Genomic DNA, 19001 nt, shown 5'->3' on the forward strand with positions numbered 1-19001 from the left:
CCGTGTGCGCCCCACACGGGCCATCCCGAGGGGAGGGCGGGGGGACGCAGGGTGACTCAGGCTGTGGGACAGGGAGCCGGGCGCGGGGCCCTGAGACACGGAAGGCCGAACCGCCGGTCCCTGGAACACCCTGGCGGCCCGAAGGCCGACCAGCGTGCATGAGGAACACTAACAGAGGACGCCCGGCGCGCTCCCGTTTTTTCTCGGGGGTGTTGGCGGGCGGACCTCCCTCCCGCCAGGGCGTCGTCAGCGAACGGTGAGGGTGAAGGGCATCATCGCCTTCATCCCCGGGCGCAGGAGCTCCAGGTTCACCCCGGCCTCGCGCGCGAGCTGGCTCAGCGCGGCCGGGAAGGGCTCCGAGGGCACCGGGAGCAGGGCGAGCGCCGCTCGCACGCCCGGCTCCCCGCCCAGGCCGGAGAAGAAGCCGCGCGCCTCGCCCATCAGCACCAGGTCCAGCTCCTCGGACGCGGGGACGCCCGCGTGTTTGCGAGCCGACTCCACCGCGTCATGCAGGCCGCCCAGCCGGTCCACCAGACCCCGGGCGAGCGCGTCGGTGCCGCTCCACACCCGGCCTCGGGCGATGGCATCGATGTCCGCCTTGTCCTTCTTGCGCGCCTTGGCCACCTCGGTGATGAACATGTCGTAGGACGCGTCCACCCACTGCTGCACCGCGGTCTGCTGCTCCGGCGTCCACGGCTCCCAGGTGCCGAAGACGTCCGCCATGGGCGAGCGGCTCAGCGTCTCCTGGCTGATGCCCAGCTTGTCGCCCAAGAGGCCTTGCAGCGCGGGCTTGATGTAGAAGACGCCGATGCTGCCGGTAATCGTCGTGGGCAGCGCCAGCATCTCCGTGGCGCCCATGGCCGCGTAGTAGCCGCCGGACGCCGCCGCGTCGCCCATGGAGGCGATGACGGGCTTCTCCTTCGCCGCGTCCAGCACCGCCTGATACATGAGGTACGAGGCCAGCACCTCGCCGCCGCCCGAGTCCACGCGCAGGACGATGGCGACGACGGACGGGTCCGACTTCGCCGACTCCAGCGCGCGTATCACCGTCTCCGCGCCGGCGATGCGGCTGAAGCCCAGCGGGTCCTCGCGGCTCGTGCCCCCGGCGATGGTTCCCAGCACCGGCACCACGGCGATGCGGCGGCGCTGGCCCCAGCGGCCCTCGCGCTCGTCACGGGGCGCGTACGCCGCGCTGAAGCGGCCCCGGGGCACCAGCTCCCGCACCTTCCCGTCCAGCTCCGCGGGGTGGATGATGCCGTCCAGGAAGCCCAGCTCCAGCGCCCGCTTCGGCGTGGGCAGGCCCGCGGCCCACAGCTCGCGCAGCTTCTCCACCGGCACCTTGCGCGACTCCGTCACCGCGCGCTCGTACCAGCTCACCTCGTTGTCCAGGTACGCGCCCACCGCCTCGCGCGAGGCGTCGCTCGGCTCGCTGAGCGTGAGCTGCTCGGGCGCCGTCTTGTACTTGCCCACGCGCGCCACGTCCCACTTCACCCCGAGCTTGTCCATCGTCCCGCCGAACGTCTGCAGGTGCGCCGCCAGGCCGTTGATGTGCAGGAACGACTCCGGCACCGCGTAGATGCGCTCGGCCCCCGTCGCCACGAAGTAGCCCAGGTCATCCACCGACAAGAGCACTGCCATCACCCGCTTGCCGGAGGCGCGCAGCCGCAGCACCGCCTGCCGCAGCTCCTCCGCCTTGCCCCAGTCCACTCCGGGCAGGCCCTCCATCTTCAGCACCACGCCCGACAGCCGCTCGTCCTTCGCGGCCAGGTCCAGCCAGCGTGACAGCCGCAGGAACGGGTCCGCCTCGCTCACGCCGAGGAGTGACAGCAGCGGACTACCGCCTCCGGACAGCACGTCGTTCAAGTCCAGCATCGTCACCACGCCCCCGGGCGGGCGCAGCGAGCGGTAGTTCTCCGAGGACAGGCGCACTCCAATCACATGGTCCGTGCCGTCCTCGCCGCCGCCCGCCGCGTACGTGACGCCGACGTGGCCGGTGTCCACCGTCGCCGCCAGCTGGAGCGCCAGCGGCACCCCGCTGACGAAGCCGTGCGACACGCCGCCGCCCAGCCTCACGCCCGGAATCACCTCCGCCTGGAGGGTGTACGTGGCCTGGCCCTGTCGGAACGCTCCCTCCGAGAAGAGCCAGTCCACGCCCAGCGTGAAGCGCTCGCCGAACGGGCGCAGGCCCAGGCCGAAGTCGTAGCTGCGCTTGATTTCGAGGGCGCCTTCCGTGGGCGCGTTGAGGTCCTTCACCACCGCCGCCAGGGACAGGGCGCGCACGGGGCGGGCGGTGAGGCCCACGTCGAACGTGTCCAGCGCGTCGATGTCGTTGTCCTCGCCGGAGCTGAAGCTGTGCCAGGAGCCACCGAGCCGCAACGTGGGCGAGCCCAGTGACAGGCCCAGCGACGTGCGGCGGTAGTCCGGCTCGTGGCGCCCGCGAATCCACTCCATGGCGCCGCCCAGGCCCAGGCCGCCCAGCTTCGCGCCGAGGAAGACGCCGTCCGCGACGCTGTCGCGCTCCAGGTTGCGCTCGTGCAGGTAGAAGAGCTGCCCGGCGTTGACGAAGCCCAGCCCCGCCGGGTTGAGCGAGAGGGAAGTGGCCTCGTCCACCAGCGCCGCGCCGGTGGGGGGCAGCGTCATCCCCCGCGTGGGGACGGGGGCCTGGACGATGGTGCTCGTTTGAGCGAGCGCGAGCGACGAGAGCAGCGGCAGGAGGGCGAGCAGGCGCATACGCGCCTGGACTCTAGGCCGCGCCCGCCCGGGGACAAGCGCCGCGTGTCACCAGTCCTCGGTTCCGGACACCCCGTCGAGCGGGTCATCCACTTTCTTCTTCTTCTTCTCCTCGGTCCGGGTGCGTCCGCCTCGGTCCTCGGCGCCCCAGTCCTCGGTGCCGCCCCGGTTGTCGAGCGGATCCGAGCTGCGCACCACCTTCTCGGCGCCGCCATCGCTGGTGTTCACCAGCTGATTCACCATGCGCTCCATCTCCGCCTTGAGCTGACCGAACTCGTCGCCCTGGAGCACCACGCGGCGGCCTCCCAGCTTCTTGCCGTTGCGCAAGTCGTAGTAGCCGAGGATGAGCTCGTTGCCCTCGCCGGAGGCCTTCACGGTGCCCATCATGGCGCGCTCCAGGCCCAGGGACTTGCCCAGCCCCGCCACGCCGTTGGCCTGGGCGATGCCGCGCGACACCTCGCTGGCCACCCGGTCCAGCTGCGCGTCGTAGGCCTTGTACGAGGCCGTGGGCACCAGCTCCTGGCTCACCGTCACGTCATCCGGCGTCACCTCCATGAGCTGGCCGTACTGACGGAAGCCCGGACGTTCGATGCGCAACAGGTGCTTGCCCACCGCCAGCGCTGGAATCGTCACCGGCGTGTAGCCGGCCAGCTCGCCATCCACGTAGACGCGCGCGCCCGCGGGCCGCGACTTCACCGTGGCGCTGCCACGAAGCTGGGACGTGCGGCCGGTGGCCACCTGCACGCGCAGGGCGATGAACTCCCGGCTGAAGCGCTTGGGGTTCAACTCGAAGGTGGGCGAGACGGCGATGAGGTCGATGAGGACGAGCTTCGCCTCCTCCACGTCGCCGCGCAGGTGCAGCAGGGCGGCGTACAGCGCCAGCGACTCGCACAGGGGCGAGCAGCCGCGCATGGACGCTGGCGCGCCACTGAGCTCCTTGAGGGTGGCGCGCACCTTGGCCTCCGCGTCGTCGTACTCCTTCTTGTCGAAGGCGGCGGCGCTCTCCGAGTAGCCCTTGCGGGCGCGCTCGAGCGCGGACTGGGCGGCGGGGTCTCCGGGCATGCCGAAGAGCTCCTCGGGCTTGCGCACGGCGAAGCCGGAGAAGTTCCCCAGGGCCTCGTTCATGTAGCCCTCCATCTGGACGGCGGTGGCCTCGGATGCGGGGTCCATGGGGACGAGGAGGCTGGTGACGCGCCGAGCCGGGGCGGGGGACGCCGCCAGGGCGAGCGAGGGAAGCAGGGCGAGGACGAGGGCTCTCATGGGGTAACCTCTGAAACGAGCGACGCGAGCGGGCGGTCTGTCATTCAACCCGTGGCTCAGAAGCCTGTTCCTCCAGTGATGGGATTGAAGGGCCGGCCCTTGTCCTGGGTCGCCACGAAGACGGCGCCCGCGGTCACCGCCGCCGCGCCGCCGACAACGGCCCAGAACCAGGGCCGCTTCAGCAGGGACATGCCCGTGCCGTTGCTCTCCGCGACGCGGGGCGACATGGCGCCGTTGATGAAGTCGCGGACCTGCTGGGCCGCCGCCTCCGGGCCCTTCTTGCGGTCCTTGCCCGACAGGTCGATCTCCACGCCGCGCAGCCGCGCCTGGGTGCGCACGTCCCAGACTTGCAGCTCCGCCTGGAGACGGCCCTTCTTGTCCTGGGACACCGCGGCCAGCACCAGGTAGCGAGCGTCCAGGCGCTCGGCGATGGCGCCCGTCTCGGCGGGAAGCGTCTCGCTGTCGAAGGCCTCCTTCGAGCCGGCGCGCACGGAGGCCTCGCGGATGGCGGACAGGCCCGGCCCGGGCTCCAGCGTCGCCTTCACCTCGGCGCTCCCGGTGGCCTTCACCTCCGTGTATTGGGCGAACGACGTGTAGCCCGGCAGCGACACGATGATGGCGTGGTGGCCCGTGGGGACGGACGCGCCCTTGAGCGGAGTGACGCCGAGCTCCTGACCGCGCACCCGCACCTGGGCGCCCGCGGGCTGGGAGTCGACGACGAGGGTGCCGAAAGGCCGCGCGCTCACCTCGGCGCGCGCCTCGTTGAAGGCCTTCTGCACGTCCTGACCGAAGAGCGCCTTGTCCGGGAGGGTGGTGGGCTCGGCCACCACGGAGCGCACGAAGGACTCCTTCGCACCCGCCGTGTCGCCGTTGAGCATCCGGGCCGCGCCGAGGAACAGGAACGTCTCACCCAGTCGCTCCGGCCGCAGCTCGCCCGGGGACTTCTCATACGCCTCCGCGGCGGCGCGGAACTTCGTCTCGGCGACCTCGGGGTCCAGGTTGTCGTAGGCGGCCCGGCCCTCCTCGAACAGGCCGTCGGCCTTGGTCAGCGGCATCGGCTCCGGGGCCGGGAAGGCCGCGCCCAGGTCCACGAACTGCACGTCACCGCCGCGCTGCAGGTGGCGCGTCAGCTCCGTCTCCAGCTTCTGCGCCGCCGCGGAAGCGGCCGACGCGCGGGGGACGGAGAACAACGCCACGGTGCCCGTGGATACGGCGGGCGTGGACGCCAGCGACGGCCTCGTGGAGGGCTTCTCCGGCTCACCGGCGCTCGGAGGAGGAGGAGCGGTCACGGGCTTGGTCGCCGTGGCGGGCTCGGGCTTCGCGGCGGGCTTGTCGGAGTCGGGCGACGCGGCGTCTGGATCTCCGAAGACCATGGGCTCCGGGGAGGCCACATCACCCGTGTCCGCGGTGTCCGTGTCCTCGACGACGGGCGCCTTCTTCACGTCGCGGACTGGCTTCTTCTTCTTCACCGACTTGGTGGGCACGGCCTTCTTGCGCGCGGACTTCTTGCGCGTCGTCTGGGCGTGGGCGGGAAGGAAGGCAAGCAGCAGGGTGAGGAGCAGGGCGATTCGGCGGAACGTATTCACGCCGGGCAATCTAGCCGAGCCAAGGGAGCCCCGTCACGGTCCCCCGCCTCCGCCCCGGGGGCAGTCCGGGGCGGGAGGGACCCTCGGCAGGATGACCGATGGCTAGACGTCCAGCGCTTCGACCTCGCCCGCTCGCTCCATGATGAACTTGAAGCGGGCGCTCACGTCCTTGCCCATCAAGTCATTGATGACGCGGTCCGTCTCGATGGGGTTGTCGATGGTGACTCGCAGGCTCATCCGGTTTTTCTGGTCCAACGTCGTCTCCTTGAGCTCGTCGGCGGTCATCTCACCGAGGCCCTTGAAGCGCATGATGTTGGGCTTGGCGTTGCCCTTGACCTTCTCGCGGATGATTCTGTCCCGGTCCGCCTCGTCCAGCGCCCAGTACGTCTCCTTGCCGATGTCCACGCGGAACAGCGGGGGCTGGGCGATGTGGATGGCGCCGCTCTCGATGAGCGGGCGCAGGTGCCGGTAGAAGAAGGTGAGCAGCAGCGTGGCGATGTGGTGGCCGTCGCTGTCGGCGTCCATCAGCAGGAAGACGCGGCCGTAGCGCAGCTTGGAGATGTCGAAGTCCGCGCCGATGCCGCAGCCCAGCGCGCTGACGATGTCCTGGAGCTCCTTGTTGCCCGCCACCTTGTCGGTGGACGCCTGCTCCGCGTTGAGCACCTTGCCCCGCAAGGGGAGGATGGCCTGGGTGCGCCTGTCCCGGCCCTGCTTGGCGGAGCCACCTGCCGAGTCACCTTCGACGAGGAACAGCTCGCTCAGGTTCGGGTCCGTGGACGAGCAGTCCGCCAGCTTGCCCGGCAGGTTGAGCCGGTGGCTGACGGCCGTCTTGCGGCTGACGGCCTGGGACGCGGCGCGGCTGGCCTCGCGAGCCCGGGCCGCCAGGATGATGCGGGCGACGACGGCCTCGCCGATGCTCTTGTTGTCGTTGAGCCACTTCTCCAGCGCCGGGCGCAGCACGCCGTCCACCTGCGCCGCCACCTCGGGGTTGTTGAGGCGCGACTTCGTCTGTCCCTGGAACTGGGGCTCCACCACGTACACGGACAGAATCGCGGTGATGCCCTCGCGGATGTCCTCCGCGGTGAGCGTCACGCCCTTGGGCGTCAGGTCGTGCGTCTCGATGTAGTTGCGCACCGCCTTGACGACGGCGCCCTTGAGGCCCGCCTCGTGCGTGCCGCCCATGGGCGTGGGGACGCCGTTGACGTACGAGCGGATGTGCTCGTCGGTGGCCTCCGTCCAGCCCATCGCCACCTCCAGCCGCACCCCGTTGTCGCGCGAGTGGTAGAACGTGCTGCTGCCCACCGGGACCAGCGGCTTCTGCCGCTCCGCCACCACCTTGGTGAGGTACTCGGCGATGCCGCCGTCGTGTTTGTACGTCACCGACGCGGCGGGGCTGGCCGTCTCGTCCTTCCAGACGACCGTCATCCCCTTGTGCAGGTAGCTCTTGGCCTCCAGCCGCTCGCGCACCAGCTCCGCGTCGAACTTCAGCTTCTCGCCGAAGATCTCCGGGTCCGGCTCGAACGTGATGGACGTGCCCGTGCCGCGCGCGCCCCCGTCCGCCTTCAGGGGGCTGGTGGGCTTGCCGCGCGCGTACGTCTGGATGTGGCGCTTGCCGTCGCGTTTGATCTCCACCGTCAGCTTGCGGGAGAGCGCGTTCACCACGGAGCTGCCCACGCCGTGCAGACCGCCCGAGTGGGTGTAGTTGCCCTGCTCGAACTTGCCGCCCGAGTGCAGCGTCGTGAGGATGACCTCCAAGGCGGACTTCTTGAGCTTGGGCATGATGTCCACGGGGATGCCTCGCCCGTTGTCCACCACGGTGATGCTGCGGCCATCCTTGTGGAGCGTCACTTCGACGGTGGTGGCGTGGCTGTTGATGACCTCGTCCACCGAGTTGTCGAGGATCTCCCACAACAGGTGGTGATACCCCGTGCCGTCCGTCCCGCCGATGTACATGGCCGGGCGCTTGCGCACCGGCTCCAGGCCCTCGAGGACCTGGATGTCGGCGCCTGTGTAGCTTTCCTTCTTCGTCGCCATGGCGTCCTCTGGCTAGTCCTTCTTCTCGGGCAACGGGATGAAGATGACGGGCTTGGCCACGTCCTCCACCGCGTCGCGCTTGGACATCTCGTGGCCCTTGCCGCCGCGGCCCGTCACCCCGTACTTCGCGGGGGCGAGCTGCAGCTTGCGGCCCTTCTGCGTCTCGAAATCCAGCTTCGCGTCCTTGTGGTTGGGCGCGGTGACGAGGAAGTCCACCACCTGGTCGCCCTCATCCACCTTGATGACGGTGACGCCCTTGCCGGGGCCGGCGAGTTCGTTGATCTCCGCCGCCTTGCACACCAGGGCGTTGGTCTTCTTGGTGAGCACCGCGAGCAGGTCCTTGTCGCCCACCGCCTGCACGCCGATGATCTCATCGCCCTCGCCCGTCTTGGCGTAGCGACGGCCCGCGCGCGTGGAGACCTCCAGGTGAGGCTCCAGGAGGAAGCGCATGCCCATGCCCTGCTTCGTCACGCCCAGGAGCTTCGCCGGGCGCGTCAGCCGGGTGTCGAGCGACAGGGCGCCGACCACTCGCTCGCCGTCGTCGAACTTGAACAGCTTCTGGATCGGGTCGCCGTAGCCGGTGGAGGCGGGGATGTCGTTGAAGCGGGTGACGTAGGCGGTGCCGAAGTTGCTGAACACGACGAGGTTCGCCTTCAAGCTGCCCGCGAGCACGGCCATGACGGCGTCGCCCTCGCGCAGACGCGTGGAGGACGGGTCCTTCACCTCGCGCACTCGCTTGACCCAGCCGTCGCGGGTGATGACCACATGGGCATCCTCGTCCGCGATGAACGCGTCGGCGTTGAACTCCACTTCCTCGGAGCCCGCGCCACCAATCTTGGTGCGGCGCTTGTCGTTGTAGAGCCCCTTGATCTCGCCGAGCTCGTCCTTGACGGTGCTCCAGACCTTCTTCTTGTCCTTGAGCACGCCCTCGATGCGCTTGATCTCCGCGCGCTTCTCCTTGAGCTCCTTCTGGACGACCAGAATCTCCAGGCGGGCGAGCTTGTAGAGCTTCATCTCCAGGATGGCGTCCACCTGGAGCTCATCCAGCTTGAAGCGCACCATCAACTTCTGGGCGGCGTCCTGCTTGCCCTCGGACTGGCGGATGATGCGGATGATCTCATCCAGCGCGTCGTAGGCCTTCTCGAAGCCCTCGAGCAGGTGGACGCGCTTCTGCAGCTCGCCCAGCTCGTGCTGGTAGCGCCGGGTGACGATGCCGAAGCGGAAGTCGAGGAAGTACTGGAGGATGCTCTTGAGGTCCAGCCGGCGCGGCGTGCCGATCTCGGGGTTGTCGTCGCTGGGAATCAAGCACGTGAGGTTCACGCCGAAAGTCGTCTGCAGCGGCGTGTGCTTGTAGAGGTACGCCATCACCAGCTCGGCGTTGGCGTCCTTCTTCAGCTCCAGGACGATGCGCACGTCCTTGGTGGACTCGTCACGCACGTCGACGATGAGCGGCAGCTTCCGCTCGCGCACCAGGTCGCCAATCTTCGCGACCAGGGTGGACTTGTTCACCGTGTAGGGGATGGACGTGACGATGATCTGCGTGCCGCCGCGCTTGAGCTCCTCGGTGTCCCACTCGCCGCGGATGCGGACGCTGCCCTGGCCCGTCTCGTAGATCTCCCGCAGCTCCTTCTTGTCGTTGAGGATCTGCCCGCCGGTGGGGAAATCCGGACCCTTGACCCACTTGAGCAGGTCCTTGGTGAGCAGCGTGGGGGTCTCGATGAGCGCCACCAGCGCGTCCACCAGCTCGCCCAGGTGGTGGGGCGGGATGTTGGTGGCCATGCCCACGGCGATGCCCGTGGTGCCGTTCATCAAGAGCTGCGGCACCCGCGAGGGGATGACGATGGGCTCGTTGCGCGTGCCGTCGTAGGTGGGCCGGAAGTCGACCGTCTTGCGCTCCAGCTCACCGAGCATCTCGGTGGCGAGCTTCTCCAGGCGGCACTCGGTGTAGCGGTAGGCCGCGGCGGAGTCGCCGTCGAGCGAGCCGAAGTTGCCGTGGCCGTCCACGAGCGGGTAGCGCAGGGAGAAGTCCTGCGCCATGCGCACGAGCGCGTCGTAGATGGAGGCGTCGCCGTGCGGGTGGTAGCGACCCATGATGGCGCCGACCACCTGTGCGCACTTCTGGTACTTGGTGTCGAACGACAGGTTCAGGTCGTTCCACATGCCGTACAGGATGCGGCGCTGCACGGGCTTGAGGCCGTCGCGCACGTCCGGCAGGGCGCGCGAGGTGATGACCGACAGGGCGTAGTTGATGTACCGGCGACGCGCCTCGTCAGCGAGCGAGGCGGGGATATATCCGTCACCACCACCCGCGGAGCCCGAGGCTCCACCCCCGCCACCCGCGCCTCCGTGCTTCTTCGGCGTCTTCTTTTCGGCTTCTGCGCGCATGCTCTTCAAACCCAGGTGAGAACGTCTCGTACCCGAACGCGGTGCGTGACTCGCGCACTCCGCGCCATGGAATCTGGAAGCTGTAACGAAGCGGCGGGACTACCATGGCCCCCTGACAATTGGAACGAATTCGGGGGGTTGCACATCCTCGGGCGCATCCTACCTGAATGGGCGTCCAGTTCGGTGCCAAGGTGAAACATCCCTGTAACCCCTCGGAATTCCGAGGGCCAGGGCCCTCTGGACTCACCTGGGGGCGGGACGGTGGGTGCGGGTAGGAGAGGACGCCCGGTTGGCGCCTGGAAGACACCGGACAGGTGGGGCAGGGGAGGCTTGCTCCCTTGCCCGGGCTCCGACGCGGCGTGCCGAAGACTCCTCGTCATCGTTCAGCAGGGCGCGGTGGGCGTGGACTCGCGCGAAGGGCACGAGCCACACAGCTCACGGAACCGCGTGCTGATGATGCGGCGGGCTACCGTCCGCTCAGGGCGTCGCCTTGGGCGCCTTGCCCCAGTTGCCGTCCTTGAAGATGCGCACGCCCTTGCCGCCGCCGCCGCCAATCATGCCGGACACGGTGGCCTGGATGGGCTTGCCGCCGGGAGGCTGATAGACGACCCGCGCCTTGCGCGCGGATGGAATCGAGGCGTGGGTGGTGTCGATCAGCAGGTAGACCGTCTTGCCGTCGGACTGGATGCGGTCCGTGTCGTGCTTGTGGCTCAGCTCCGCCAGCAGCTCGCCGTCATCCACGGTGCTCGCCTCGCTGCCGAGCAGCCGGACCTTCACGCGAAGCCACGTCCGGGCACTTCCACCCTCGGACGCGTAGTCGCGCACGCCCTGGATGATGACGGCCAGGTCCGCGCCGTTGCCCGGGGCTCCCTGCGCGAGCCGCAGGCCCGTCTGCTTGCTGGAGTCCGTGTCGATCAGCAAGGTGGCGTTGGAGCAGCGGCTCTTGCACTCCTCGCCCCACGGCTCCTTGTCGAAGCGCAGCCGCATGGCGAAGTCGCTGCCCTGGGGCGCGACGACGGCGTCGACGATGACCGGCCGCTCACCGTCCGCGGGCGCCGTGTACTTGAAGGTGGACCGCTCCTTGGCGACGACGCTCGAGCCGGCGAGAAGGGTGCAGACGAACAACGGCAAAGAGCGCTTCACGGGGTGTGGACCTCCGAGGAAAAGAGGCCCATTCAAGAGGGAAGAGGCCGTGGCGGCAAGCCTCAAGCGATAGAGTCTTCCCGGGAGGTGTGAGAGATGCGAATTCCCTATGTCCGCCAGCTCAAGTTGGGGCCCATGGACAACTTCGTCTACCTGGTGGGCGCGGCGGACTCGCCCGACGTCGTGGTGGTGGACCCGGCGTGGGACGTGGATGCGATTGAGCGCGCGGTGGCGGAGGACGGCAAGCGGGTGGCGGGGGCGTTCGTCTCGCACTGCCACTTCGACCACATCAACGGATTGCCGGACCTGCTCTCGCGGCATGACGTGCCCGTCTATGCGCAGCGCGCGGAGGTGGAGTTCTCCGCGGAGCTGCGCGAGCTGAAGGACGCGCTGCGCCCGCTGGGCCCTGGTGACGCGGTGCCCGTGGGCTCCGAGGTGTTCCAGGCGTTGCACACGCCGGGACACACGCCGGGCTCGCACTGCCTCCTGGCCGGTGACGCGCTCGTGTCCGGAGACACGCTGTTCATCAACGGCTGCGGCCGGTGCGACATGAGCGGCGGAGACCCGGAGGCGATGTACCGCTCGCTGTCACAGGTGCTGCTCAAGGTCCCCGACTCGACGCGGCTGTGCCCGGGCCACGACTACGCGGACGTGCCGGTGGCGTCCCTGGGCGACGTGCGACAGAAGAACCCGTACTTCGCCTTCCCCGACGTGGCCTCGTTCGTCGCCTTCCGGATGCGCCCCCGGAAGTGATGCGCACGTCGTGACGCGGGACCGGAGGCGAAGAGTGCCTCCGGCCCACTCACGTCACACCACGACTACCAGTAGACGGCGACCGACGAGACGCGGTCGTTCCACGAGTGCCAGCGGCGGAACGGCCAGAAGCCCGTGTACCAGCCGTAGCTGCCCATGTTGCCGATGGCCCACGCGCGCCCGACCCAGAGCTGATGACCGCCGAAGTAGCTGTGCTCGGTCATCACCGTCCAGCGGCCGCACTGGGTGCTCCACATGGAGGAGATGCGGTCATTCCACCAGCCCAGCGTGTTGTAGCCCCAGCCCGGGTAGACGGAGAAGTTGGAGCCGCCGTACCAGGAGTGCTCGAAGAAGACCGACCAGGGGTTGCAGGGCCCCAGCTCCGCGATCGAGGGCTGCTGCTCGGAGGGAAACTGGCCCGTCTGGTTGAAGTACTTCGTCACGTCCGCCGTGGTGCGGAAGCCCTGCACCACCGCCAGCTCGGCGGAGCGCGAGTCCAGCACGTAGTGCGACAGGTGGATGTCCTTCTCCTGGATCTGCTTCGCGGTGTACTTCACACCGTCGACCAGGATGGGGAGCTCGGGGAGGAAGCCCTCCACCGGCGCCTGCTCGATGTCCTCACGCGGCGCGTCCTTGAGCACCTTGCTCAACGGGACGCGCACCATCTCTCCATCCTTGCTGGGAATCTCGCCCGTCTCGTGCGTGGGCACCGGCTCGATGTTCTGGGCCAGGGCCGTGCCACCGGTCAGCAGCGTCGCCAGCGCCAGCGATCCAATCACTGTCTTGAGCTTCATGTCTGCTCCTGGGGTGTGGGATTGCCCGTAGTTGGAAACGGCTACGGCGCCCGCACTTATAGTCCGTCTGTTTTGAATCTGACAAATCCGTGAAATTCTGTTTAGCGGATTCGTCGTGACCCACGTTCAGTCGGACCCGGGTGAGCGCGGTGCGGCAATCCCTCGCAACCCCTTGGCCCCTGGTGGCGGGCGACAGTCGCCACGGACGATGACCGTCGCCTTGGAAGGGGAGGGCCGTCGCTCGCGGGGTCAATTCAGGCGCGGATGGAAGAATCCAGCCTGTCTTGCATTGCCGCGGCGACGGCCTGGAGACTGGTTACAGGCGCTGCTGGGCGAACATCCAGTCCCAGAAGGCGACGTTCTCGTAGGTGGGCGTGCCGATGTCGGTGGTGCCCTGGGGGTGCACGGTGAAGCGCAGGGGAGAGGTCCCCGCGGCGTAGGCCCCTGCCTGGGTGGACCAGGTGTCGTTGGCGGGGTTGAACACGTACGTGAGCGTCGCGGGGGGCGCGGAGAAGGTCAGGTACTGGTCCCACCCGTACGCCTTCGTCAGGCCACGCAGCCAGGAGTGCTGGGCCGTCCACGCCTCGGCCGTCACCCAGGCGTCCACCATCCACACGGGGACGTTGACCAGTTGGTTGAGCGCGGGGCCGGGCGCGCCCAGGTTCGCGCCCACCGGCGCGAGCGCGGCGATGCGGTTGCCGTGGCTGTAGCCATAGTTCCACGCACCGGAGCCGCCCAGGACTCGGCCCGTGACGTAGATGCGCGACGGGTCCACGCGGTAGTTGGCGACGAGGAAGTCGACCAGGGTGTTGAGCTGCGTGACATCCCAGTTCGAGGCGGCGCGCGGCGCGAAGACCATGGCCTGCTTCGTGCCGAAGTACGTCTTCCACGTGGCGTTGTCGCGGATGAGCTTGAGCGGGCCGTAGCGCGAGACCACTTCCACGAGCTGCGCCTCGGTGCTCGTGGTGCCCGTCTCCCCGGAGTCGTGGAGCTGGAGCACCAGCGGATAGGTCGTCGTTGGCGACGTCAGGTAGCCCGGGGGCAGGTACTCCGCGTAGGCGTACGGCGCGCCGGTGGCGCTGGTGAGCCGGCCGACAAGCTGGTTCTCGGTGGTGATGGGCAGGCCGGGCGTGGACGCGCGGTAGGTGGCGGTGACGGTGGTGGCCGCCGCGGGCATCGTCAAGGTCGTCGTGGCGGACGTGGTGCTGGCCACCGTGGCGCCGGTCCATTGGTCGAACACGTAGCCGGAGGCGGGGGCATCCGCGGTGATGGTGACCTGGGTGCCGCTCGCGTACTGGCCGTCGCCCGAGCCGCTGTTGACGGTGAGCGTGTACTGCGTGGGCGAGGACACTCGGTAGGTGGCGGTGACAGTGGTGGCCGCCGCGGGCATCGTCAATGTCGTGGTGGCGGACGTGGTGCTGGCCACCGTGGCGCCAGTCCACTGGTCGAACACGTAGCCGGATGCGGGCGCATCGGCGGTGATGGTGACCTGCGTGCCGCTGGCGTACTGGCCGTCACCCGAGCCGCTGTTGACGGTGAGCGTGTACTGCGTGGGCGGTGTCGTGCCGCGCTGCTGCGCCAGCATCCAGTCCCAGAACGCCTGCGTGCTGTAGGACTCCGACCAGCCGGTGTGCGCCGAGCCGGGAATCACGATGAGCCGGGCCACGGCCGTCCCAGTGGCCACCGCGCCTGTCTGCGACGTCCACAGCTTGGTCGTCTTGTCGAACAGGTACGTCAGCTTCTGCGTGCTGTTGGTGACGCTGACCATCTGCGACACGTCGTAGTTCTTGGTGAAGCCGGTCAGCCAGGACTGCTGCGCGAGGACTTCGTTGTAGCTGCTCGACGCCCAGATGGGCACGTCCTTGAGGGCGGTGATGGTGGGGCCCGGCGCGCCGATGTTGGTGGCGAACGGGGCAATGGCCGCGAGCTCCGTGCCGTACAGGTTCGCGTACCGCCACGTCCCCCAGCCGCCCATGCTCAGGCCCGTCAGGTACACACGCGTGGGGTCCACCCGGTAGTTGGCGACGATGAACTGCACGAAGGGACGAAGCTCCGTGGGCGAGTAGTTGTCCAGGCTCTGCGGCGTGAAGACCATCACCTGCTTCGTGCCGAAGTACGTCTTCCACGTGGCGCTGGTGCGGATGTTGGCGAGCGCGCCGTGCCGCGTGGTGATTTCGTACAGCTGAGCCTCCGTCGTCGCCTGACCCAGCTCCCCCATGCCATTGAGGTGGATGATGGCCGGGTAGCTCTGCGTGGACGTCAGGTAGCCCGGTGGCAGGTACTCGGAGTAACCGAGGGTCGCTCCCGAGGCGCTCGGCAGGCGGGTGACAATCTGGTCCTCCACGGTGACGTTGACCGCGGAGCGCTGAACGTCGAGTTCCTGGAGGGACGTCTCTTCGAGGGCGGGACCACACGCCGCCAGGACCGCCACGACGACGCTGAGTACGACGCTTCTCATGGAACACCTCTCGAGCGGGGAGTGCGACCCGACCCACTCTAGTAGGCGTTCTGCAATTGTCTCAAAATTGCGTTTGTTTCGGAGTGTTCAGTTGACTCAGGCCCGTCGGGCGCGGGTGCCCACGGGGGGCATCTGGAGGCCCTTCGGGCGGGCGTGGAGGGACCACCAGGCGGAGACGGCCAGAAGGCCCACGGCCATCAGCGTCCACAGGGCGGCCCACACCACGGAGGGCACGTAGGTGACGTCGGCGAGCAGCGCCGCGTCGCTCTGCGCGCGCACCGCGCTGTTCCAGAGGTCATCGCGGAGGTCGAACACCGCGTACAGCGCGGTGAAGGCGGCGATGAAGAGGTTCAGGAGGTCCACCGCGCCATCCGGCAGCCACTTCGCGCACGCGCCCATCACCGCCGCGGTGCCCACGCAGAAGGCCAGGGTGAACATGTCGCCCGCGTACAACAGGCCCATGATGACGAGCCAGGCGGAGGCGGCCACCAGGACGCCCCGGCGGAGCTGGAACCGGAAGGTGGCGATGAGCAGCCCCGCGCCGGCCACCGCGCTCCCCAGGTAGCCCCCCGAGTACAGGACGACCTGACGCAGCACGCCCGGCGGGAGGCGGGACATACACAGGCCCCCCTGGTCGGCCATGAGGTGGATGCGGTCCACGGACCCACCCAGCAGCAGGGTGGCGAGCGCGTGCCCGCTCTCGTGCATCATCACCACCAGCACCTTGAGGGGCCACAGGACGGGCGAGTCCCAGAAGAACCAGCCCACCCCCAGCATGACGAGCAGGAGGGCCAGGCGGCCGAAGTCGAGCTTTGCTCCGCTGGCGGTCCTCATCGTTTTCAGGGCCTCCCCTCCATCAGACACCCCAACACTTAAGCTCGGTCCCTCTTCCCGGGAAACTCCTGGCTTGCCGCGCGGCGTCGGACACACCGTGGGAGTCGCGTGCGGGCGCCGGACGGGGTAGGGAGTTCTCCATGAAGAAAGCGCTCCTCCTGCTATCGCTCGTGGCTGCCCCGGCTCTGGCCGGGGAAGGGAAGTGGACCCCCCAGCAGGTGCTGGACCTGGACCCGGCGTGGCTTCGCGCCCAGGGGCTCCAGGTCTCTCCCAAGAAGCTCTGGGACCCCAAGCGGGGCACCGGCCTGCTCGCGGGCGCGGTGAACGTGGGCGGATGCACCGGCGCGTTCATCTCCTCCACGGGCCTGGTCATCACCAACCACCACTGTGCCTTCGGCGTCATCCAGGAGCACAGCTCGCCTCAGCGCGACCTCATCACCCAGGGCTTCCTGGCCTCGGAGCGCAAGGAAGAGCTGCCCGGCAAGGGCGCGCGGGTGCAGGTGCCTCGCAGCTTCACGGACGTGACGGCGCAGGTGCTCGCCTCGGTGCCTCAGGGCGCGGACGACCTGGTCCGCTACAAGGCCATCGAGCGCAAGCAGAAGGAGCTGGTGGCCGAGTGCGAGAAGCGCCCCGCCACGCGCTGCCAGGTGTCCACGTTCGACGGCGGCGTCAACTACACGCTGGTGGACGCGGTGGAGCTGGTGGACGTGCGGCTCGTCTACGCGCCGCCGCGCGCGGTGGGCGAGTACGGCGGTGAAGAGGACAACTGGATGTGGCCACGCCACACCGGTGACTTCGCCATCCTACGCGCGTACAGCGCGCCGGACGGCTCCTCCGCGCCGTACAGCGAGAAGAACGTGCCCTTCAAGGCGGAGTTCTTCTTCCCGCTGGCCACCGAGGGCGTGAAGCCGGGCGACTTCGTGATGGTGCTCGGCTACCCGGGCCGCACCTACCGCGCCCTGCTCGCGGAGGAGATGGCGGAGCGCCAGTCGCGGCTCTACCCGCGCATGCGCGACGTGTTCGGCGAGGCCATCCGCATCCTGGAGGAGGAAGGCGACAAGGACCCGGCCGGGAAGATCGCCGTCGCGTCCACCGTCAAGAGCCTGCACAACGTGTACAAGAACTCTGGCGGGCAGCTCGCGGGGCTCAAGCGCGGCAAGCTCGTGGAGAAGCAGCACCAGTCCGAAGCGGACGTCGCGGCCTGGGCCGGCAAGAATGGCGCGAAGTGGGCGAGCGCCCTGACGGCCCGCGACGCGCTGCTGGCCGAGCAGAAGGCCAACACGAAGGTGTTCGAGCGCGAGTTCCTGCTCGGGGCGACGCCTCGGCTGGCCCGGGGCCCCGCGCTGGCGGTGACGCTGTCGCGGCTGGCGACGGAGCGCGCGAAGCCGGACCTGGAGCGCCGTCCGGAGTACATGGAGCGCGAGCAGGCGCGCATCAAGGACCGCCTGGAGCGCGAGCAGAAGAACGTGTTCGTCCCGGCGGAGAAGCGGCTGCTCATGGCCTACGTGAAGCGCGCGCAGGCGCTGGGCGCGGACGAGCGCATCGCCGCCGTGGACAAGCACTTCGGCAAGGTGTTCGTGGAGAAGGACATCGCGGCGAAGGTGGACTCGCTCTACGCCGTCACCCAGGTGCTGACGCTGGCCGAGCGCATGAAGATGGCGACCGAGACGGTGGCGCAGCTGGAGGCGCGCAAGGACCCGATGCTGGCGTTCGGCCTGGACCTGGCGCGGGAGCTGGAGGCGCTGGATGACGTGGGAGACCGCCGACAGGGCATGTCGCTGCGGCTGCGTCCGGACTGGCGCAAGGCGGTGCTGGCGCATGCGGGCAAGCCCGTGGCGCCGGATGCGAACGGGACGCTGCGGGTGACGTTCGCCAAGGTGCAGGGCTATTCGCCGCGCGACGGCGCGGTGTACACGCCGCAGACGACGCTCGCGGGCATGCTGGCCAAGCACACGGGTGAGGAGCCCTTCGACGTGCCCGAGCGCGTGTCGAAGGTCGCCGAGTCCAAGCGGTATGGCGCGTGGGCGGACAAGAAGCTGAAGGACGTGCCGGTGAACTTCCTGGCGGACGCGGACACGACGGGCGGCAACTCCGGCAGTCCCACGGTGAACGGCAAGGGGCAGCTGGTGGGCGTCAACTTCGACCGCGTCTGGGAGAATGTGGCCAACGACTTCGGCTACAACCCGGACGTCGCCCGCAACGTCAACGTGGACGTGCGGTATGTCTTGTGGATGTTGGACCAGGTGGAGAACGCGGACACGCTCTTGAGGGAGCTGGGCGTGCGCAAGGGCCCGCCGGTGGCGGGGGAGACGCGCTGATGACAGACCCGGCGGACGCCGCTCCGCCCCTGCCCACCTTCCGGCCGGAAGAGCAGGTGTGCGGCAACTGCAAGCTGTGGAGCCCGCACTCGGTGGAAGAGCGCCGGGGCTGGGTGGGGCCGTGTCGGCTCCAGTCCTCGCGGGGCATGTTCCCGCCGTCCGCCCCCATCTGTGACAAGTACGCGCCCCGAGGCACGGCCGTGGCCCCGGCGGCGCATTCTTCCGCGCGAGAGCGCACCGCGCGCGGCGTGGCCCCGGTGGTGATTCGCCGCCGGGTGGACCCCAACGAAGTCGTCGACCTGGAAGGGCTGAGCATGACGCGTGAAGAGCTGATGGACATCTTCCGGGAGGCGTCCGGCCTGACCGACTCGCCTCCGCTCGCGGGCAAGTGGGAGGGCGGCACGGTGCGCCTGGTTCCGGCCAACCCGGAGCTGCAGGCCAAGGACCTGCCCATCGACAGCCTGTTCCACAAGGTCGTCATGGTGCGCGACAGGCTCCGTGTGCTCGAGCAGAAGCTCAACGCGCACCCGAAGCTGTCCGACGCGGAGAAGGTGGAGATGCAGAGCTACATCACCCGCGTCTACGGCTCGCTCACCAACTTCAACGTCCTCTTCAAGGACAAGGGTGACCAGTTCGTCGGCGCGAAGGGTGACGAGTAGCTGGAGGCTCGCGAGGAGCTCCAGCGACTCGCGCTGGAGCGGCGCCG

12 protein-coding genes are annotated in these 19001 nt (G+C 68.9%); 3 read left to right on the plus strand and 9 right to left on the minus strand.

The genetic code is table 11. The features are described from left to right. Window positions 1–246: 246 nt before the first annotated feature. From sppA to ACN469_RS08365, 6 genes are all read right to left on the minus strand, one after another. Window positions 247–2730, minus strand: coding sequence for a signal peptide peptidase SppA (gene sppA, locus ACN469_RS08340; protein WP_498765913.1), 2484 nt, complete (start codon window positions 2728–2730; stop codon window positions 247–249). A 48-nt stretch (window positions 2731–2778) separates the two neighbouring features. After that, window positions 2779–3990 (minus strand): PEGA domain-containing protein, encoded by a 1212-nt coding sequence (locus ACN469_RS08345; RefSeq protein WP_498765915.1) that lies wholly within the window; start codon window positions 3988–3990, stop codon window positions 2779–2781. 56 nt (window positions 3991–4046) lie between these two features. Beyond that, window positions 4047–5576 carry a PEGA domain-containing protein gene (locus tag ACN469_RS08350; protein WP_498765917.1) on the minus strand — a complete coding sequence of 510 codons (1530 nt, stop codon included), beginning with the start codon at window positions 5574–5576 and terminating at the stop codon, window positions 4047–4049. A gap of 102 nt (window positions 5577–5678) precedes the next feature. Then, entirely contained in the window at window positions 5679–7610 is a 1932-nt protein-coding gene (locus tag ACN469_RS08355) for a DNA gyrase/topoisomerase IV subunit B (RefSeq protein ID WP_498765919.1), read from the minus strand. 12 nt (window positions 7611–7622) lie between these two features. After that, window positions 7623–9995 carry a DNA gyrase/topoisomerase IV subunit A gene (locus ACN469_RS08360; protein ID WP_498765921.1) on the minus strand — a complete coding sequence of 791 codons (2373 nt, stop codon included), beginning with the start codon at window positions 9993–9995 and terminating at the stop codon, window positions 7623–7625. 477 nt (window positions 9996–10472) lie between these two features. Then, entirely contained in the window at window positions 10473–11138 is a 666-nt protein-coding gene (locus ACN469_RS08365) for a hypothetical protein (RefSeq protein WP_498765923.1), read from the minus strand. Between the two features lie 96 nt (window positions 11139–11234). Between ACN469_RS08365 and ACN469_RS08370 the strand changes: the two genes are divergently transcribed. After that, the gene (locus ACN469_RS08370; RefSeq protein ID WP_498765925.1) at window positions 11235–11891 is read left to right on the plus strand and encodes an MBL fold metallo-hydrolase; all 657 of its coding nucleotides are present in this window, start codon (window positions 11235–11237) and stop codon (window positions 11889–11891) included. Between the two features lie 65 nt (window positions 11892–11956). On the opposite strand, the gene ACN469_RS08375 is transcribed toward ACN469_RS08370, so the two are convergent. From ACN469_RS08375 to ACN469_RS08385, 3 genes are all read right to left on the minus strand, one after another. Beyond that, entirely contained in the window at window positions 11957–12685 is a 729-nt protein-coding gene (locus tag ACN469_RS08375; protein WP_498765927.1) for a hypothetical protein, read from the minus strand. 316 nt (window positions 12686–13001) lie between these two features. Beyond that, on the minus strand, window positions 13002–15143 hold the full coding sequence (locus ACN469_RS08380) for an InlB B-repeat-containing protein (RefSeq protein WP_498765929.1): 2142 nt from the start codon (window positions 15141–15143) through the stop codon (window positions 13002–13004). Between the two features lie 96 nt (window positions 15144–15239). Then, window positions 15240–15977, minus strand: a complete 738-nt coding sequence (locus tag ACN469_RS08385) for a M50 family metallopeptidase (RefSeq protein ID WP_498765931.1) — start codon at window positions 15975–15977, stop codon at window positions 15240–15242. 140 nt (window positions 15978–16117) lie between these two features. Between ACN469_RS08385 and ACN469_RS08390 the strand changes: the two genes are divergently transcribed. Together ACN469_RS08390 and ACN469_RS08395 are read left to right on the plus strand one after the other, a co-directional pair. Next, window positions 16118–18295 carry a S46 family peptidase gene (locus tag ACN469_RS08390; protein WP_498765933.1) on the plus strand — a complete coding sequence of 726 codons (2178 nt, stop codon included), beginning with the start codon at window positions 16118–16120 and terminating at the stop codon, window positions 18293–18295. After that, complete coding sequence (locus ACN469_RS08395) at window positions 18295–18954, plus strand: DUF8685 domain-containing protein (protein ID WP_498765935.1); 660 nt, start codon at window positions 18295–18297, stop codon at window positions 18952–18954. Before ACN469_RS08390 ends, ACN469_RS08395 begins: the two co-directional genes overlap by 1 nt. Window positions 18955–19001 lie beyond the last annotated feature (47 nt).

The organism is Corallococcus terminator (genome assembly GCF_049194865.1).
Lineage (GTDB): Bacteria > Myxococcota > Myxococcia > Myxococcales > Myxococcaceae > Myxococcus > Myxococcus terminator_A.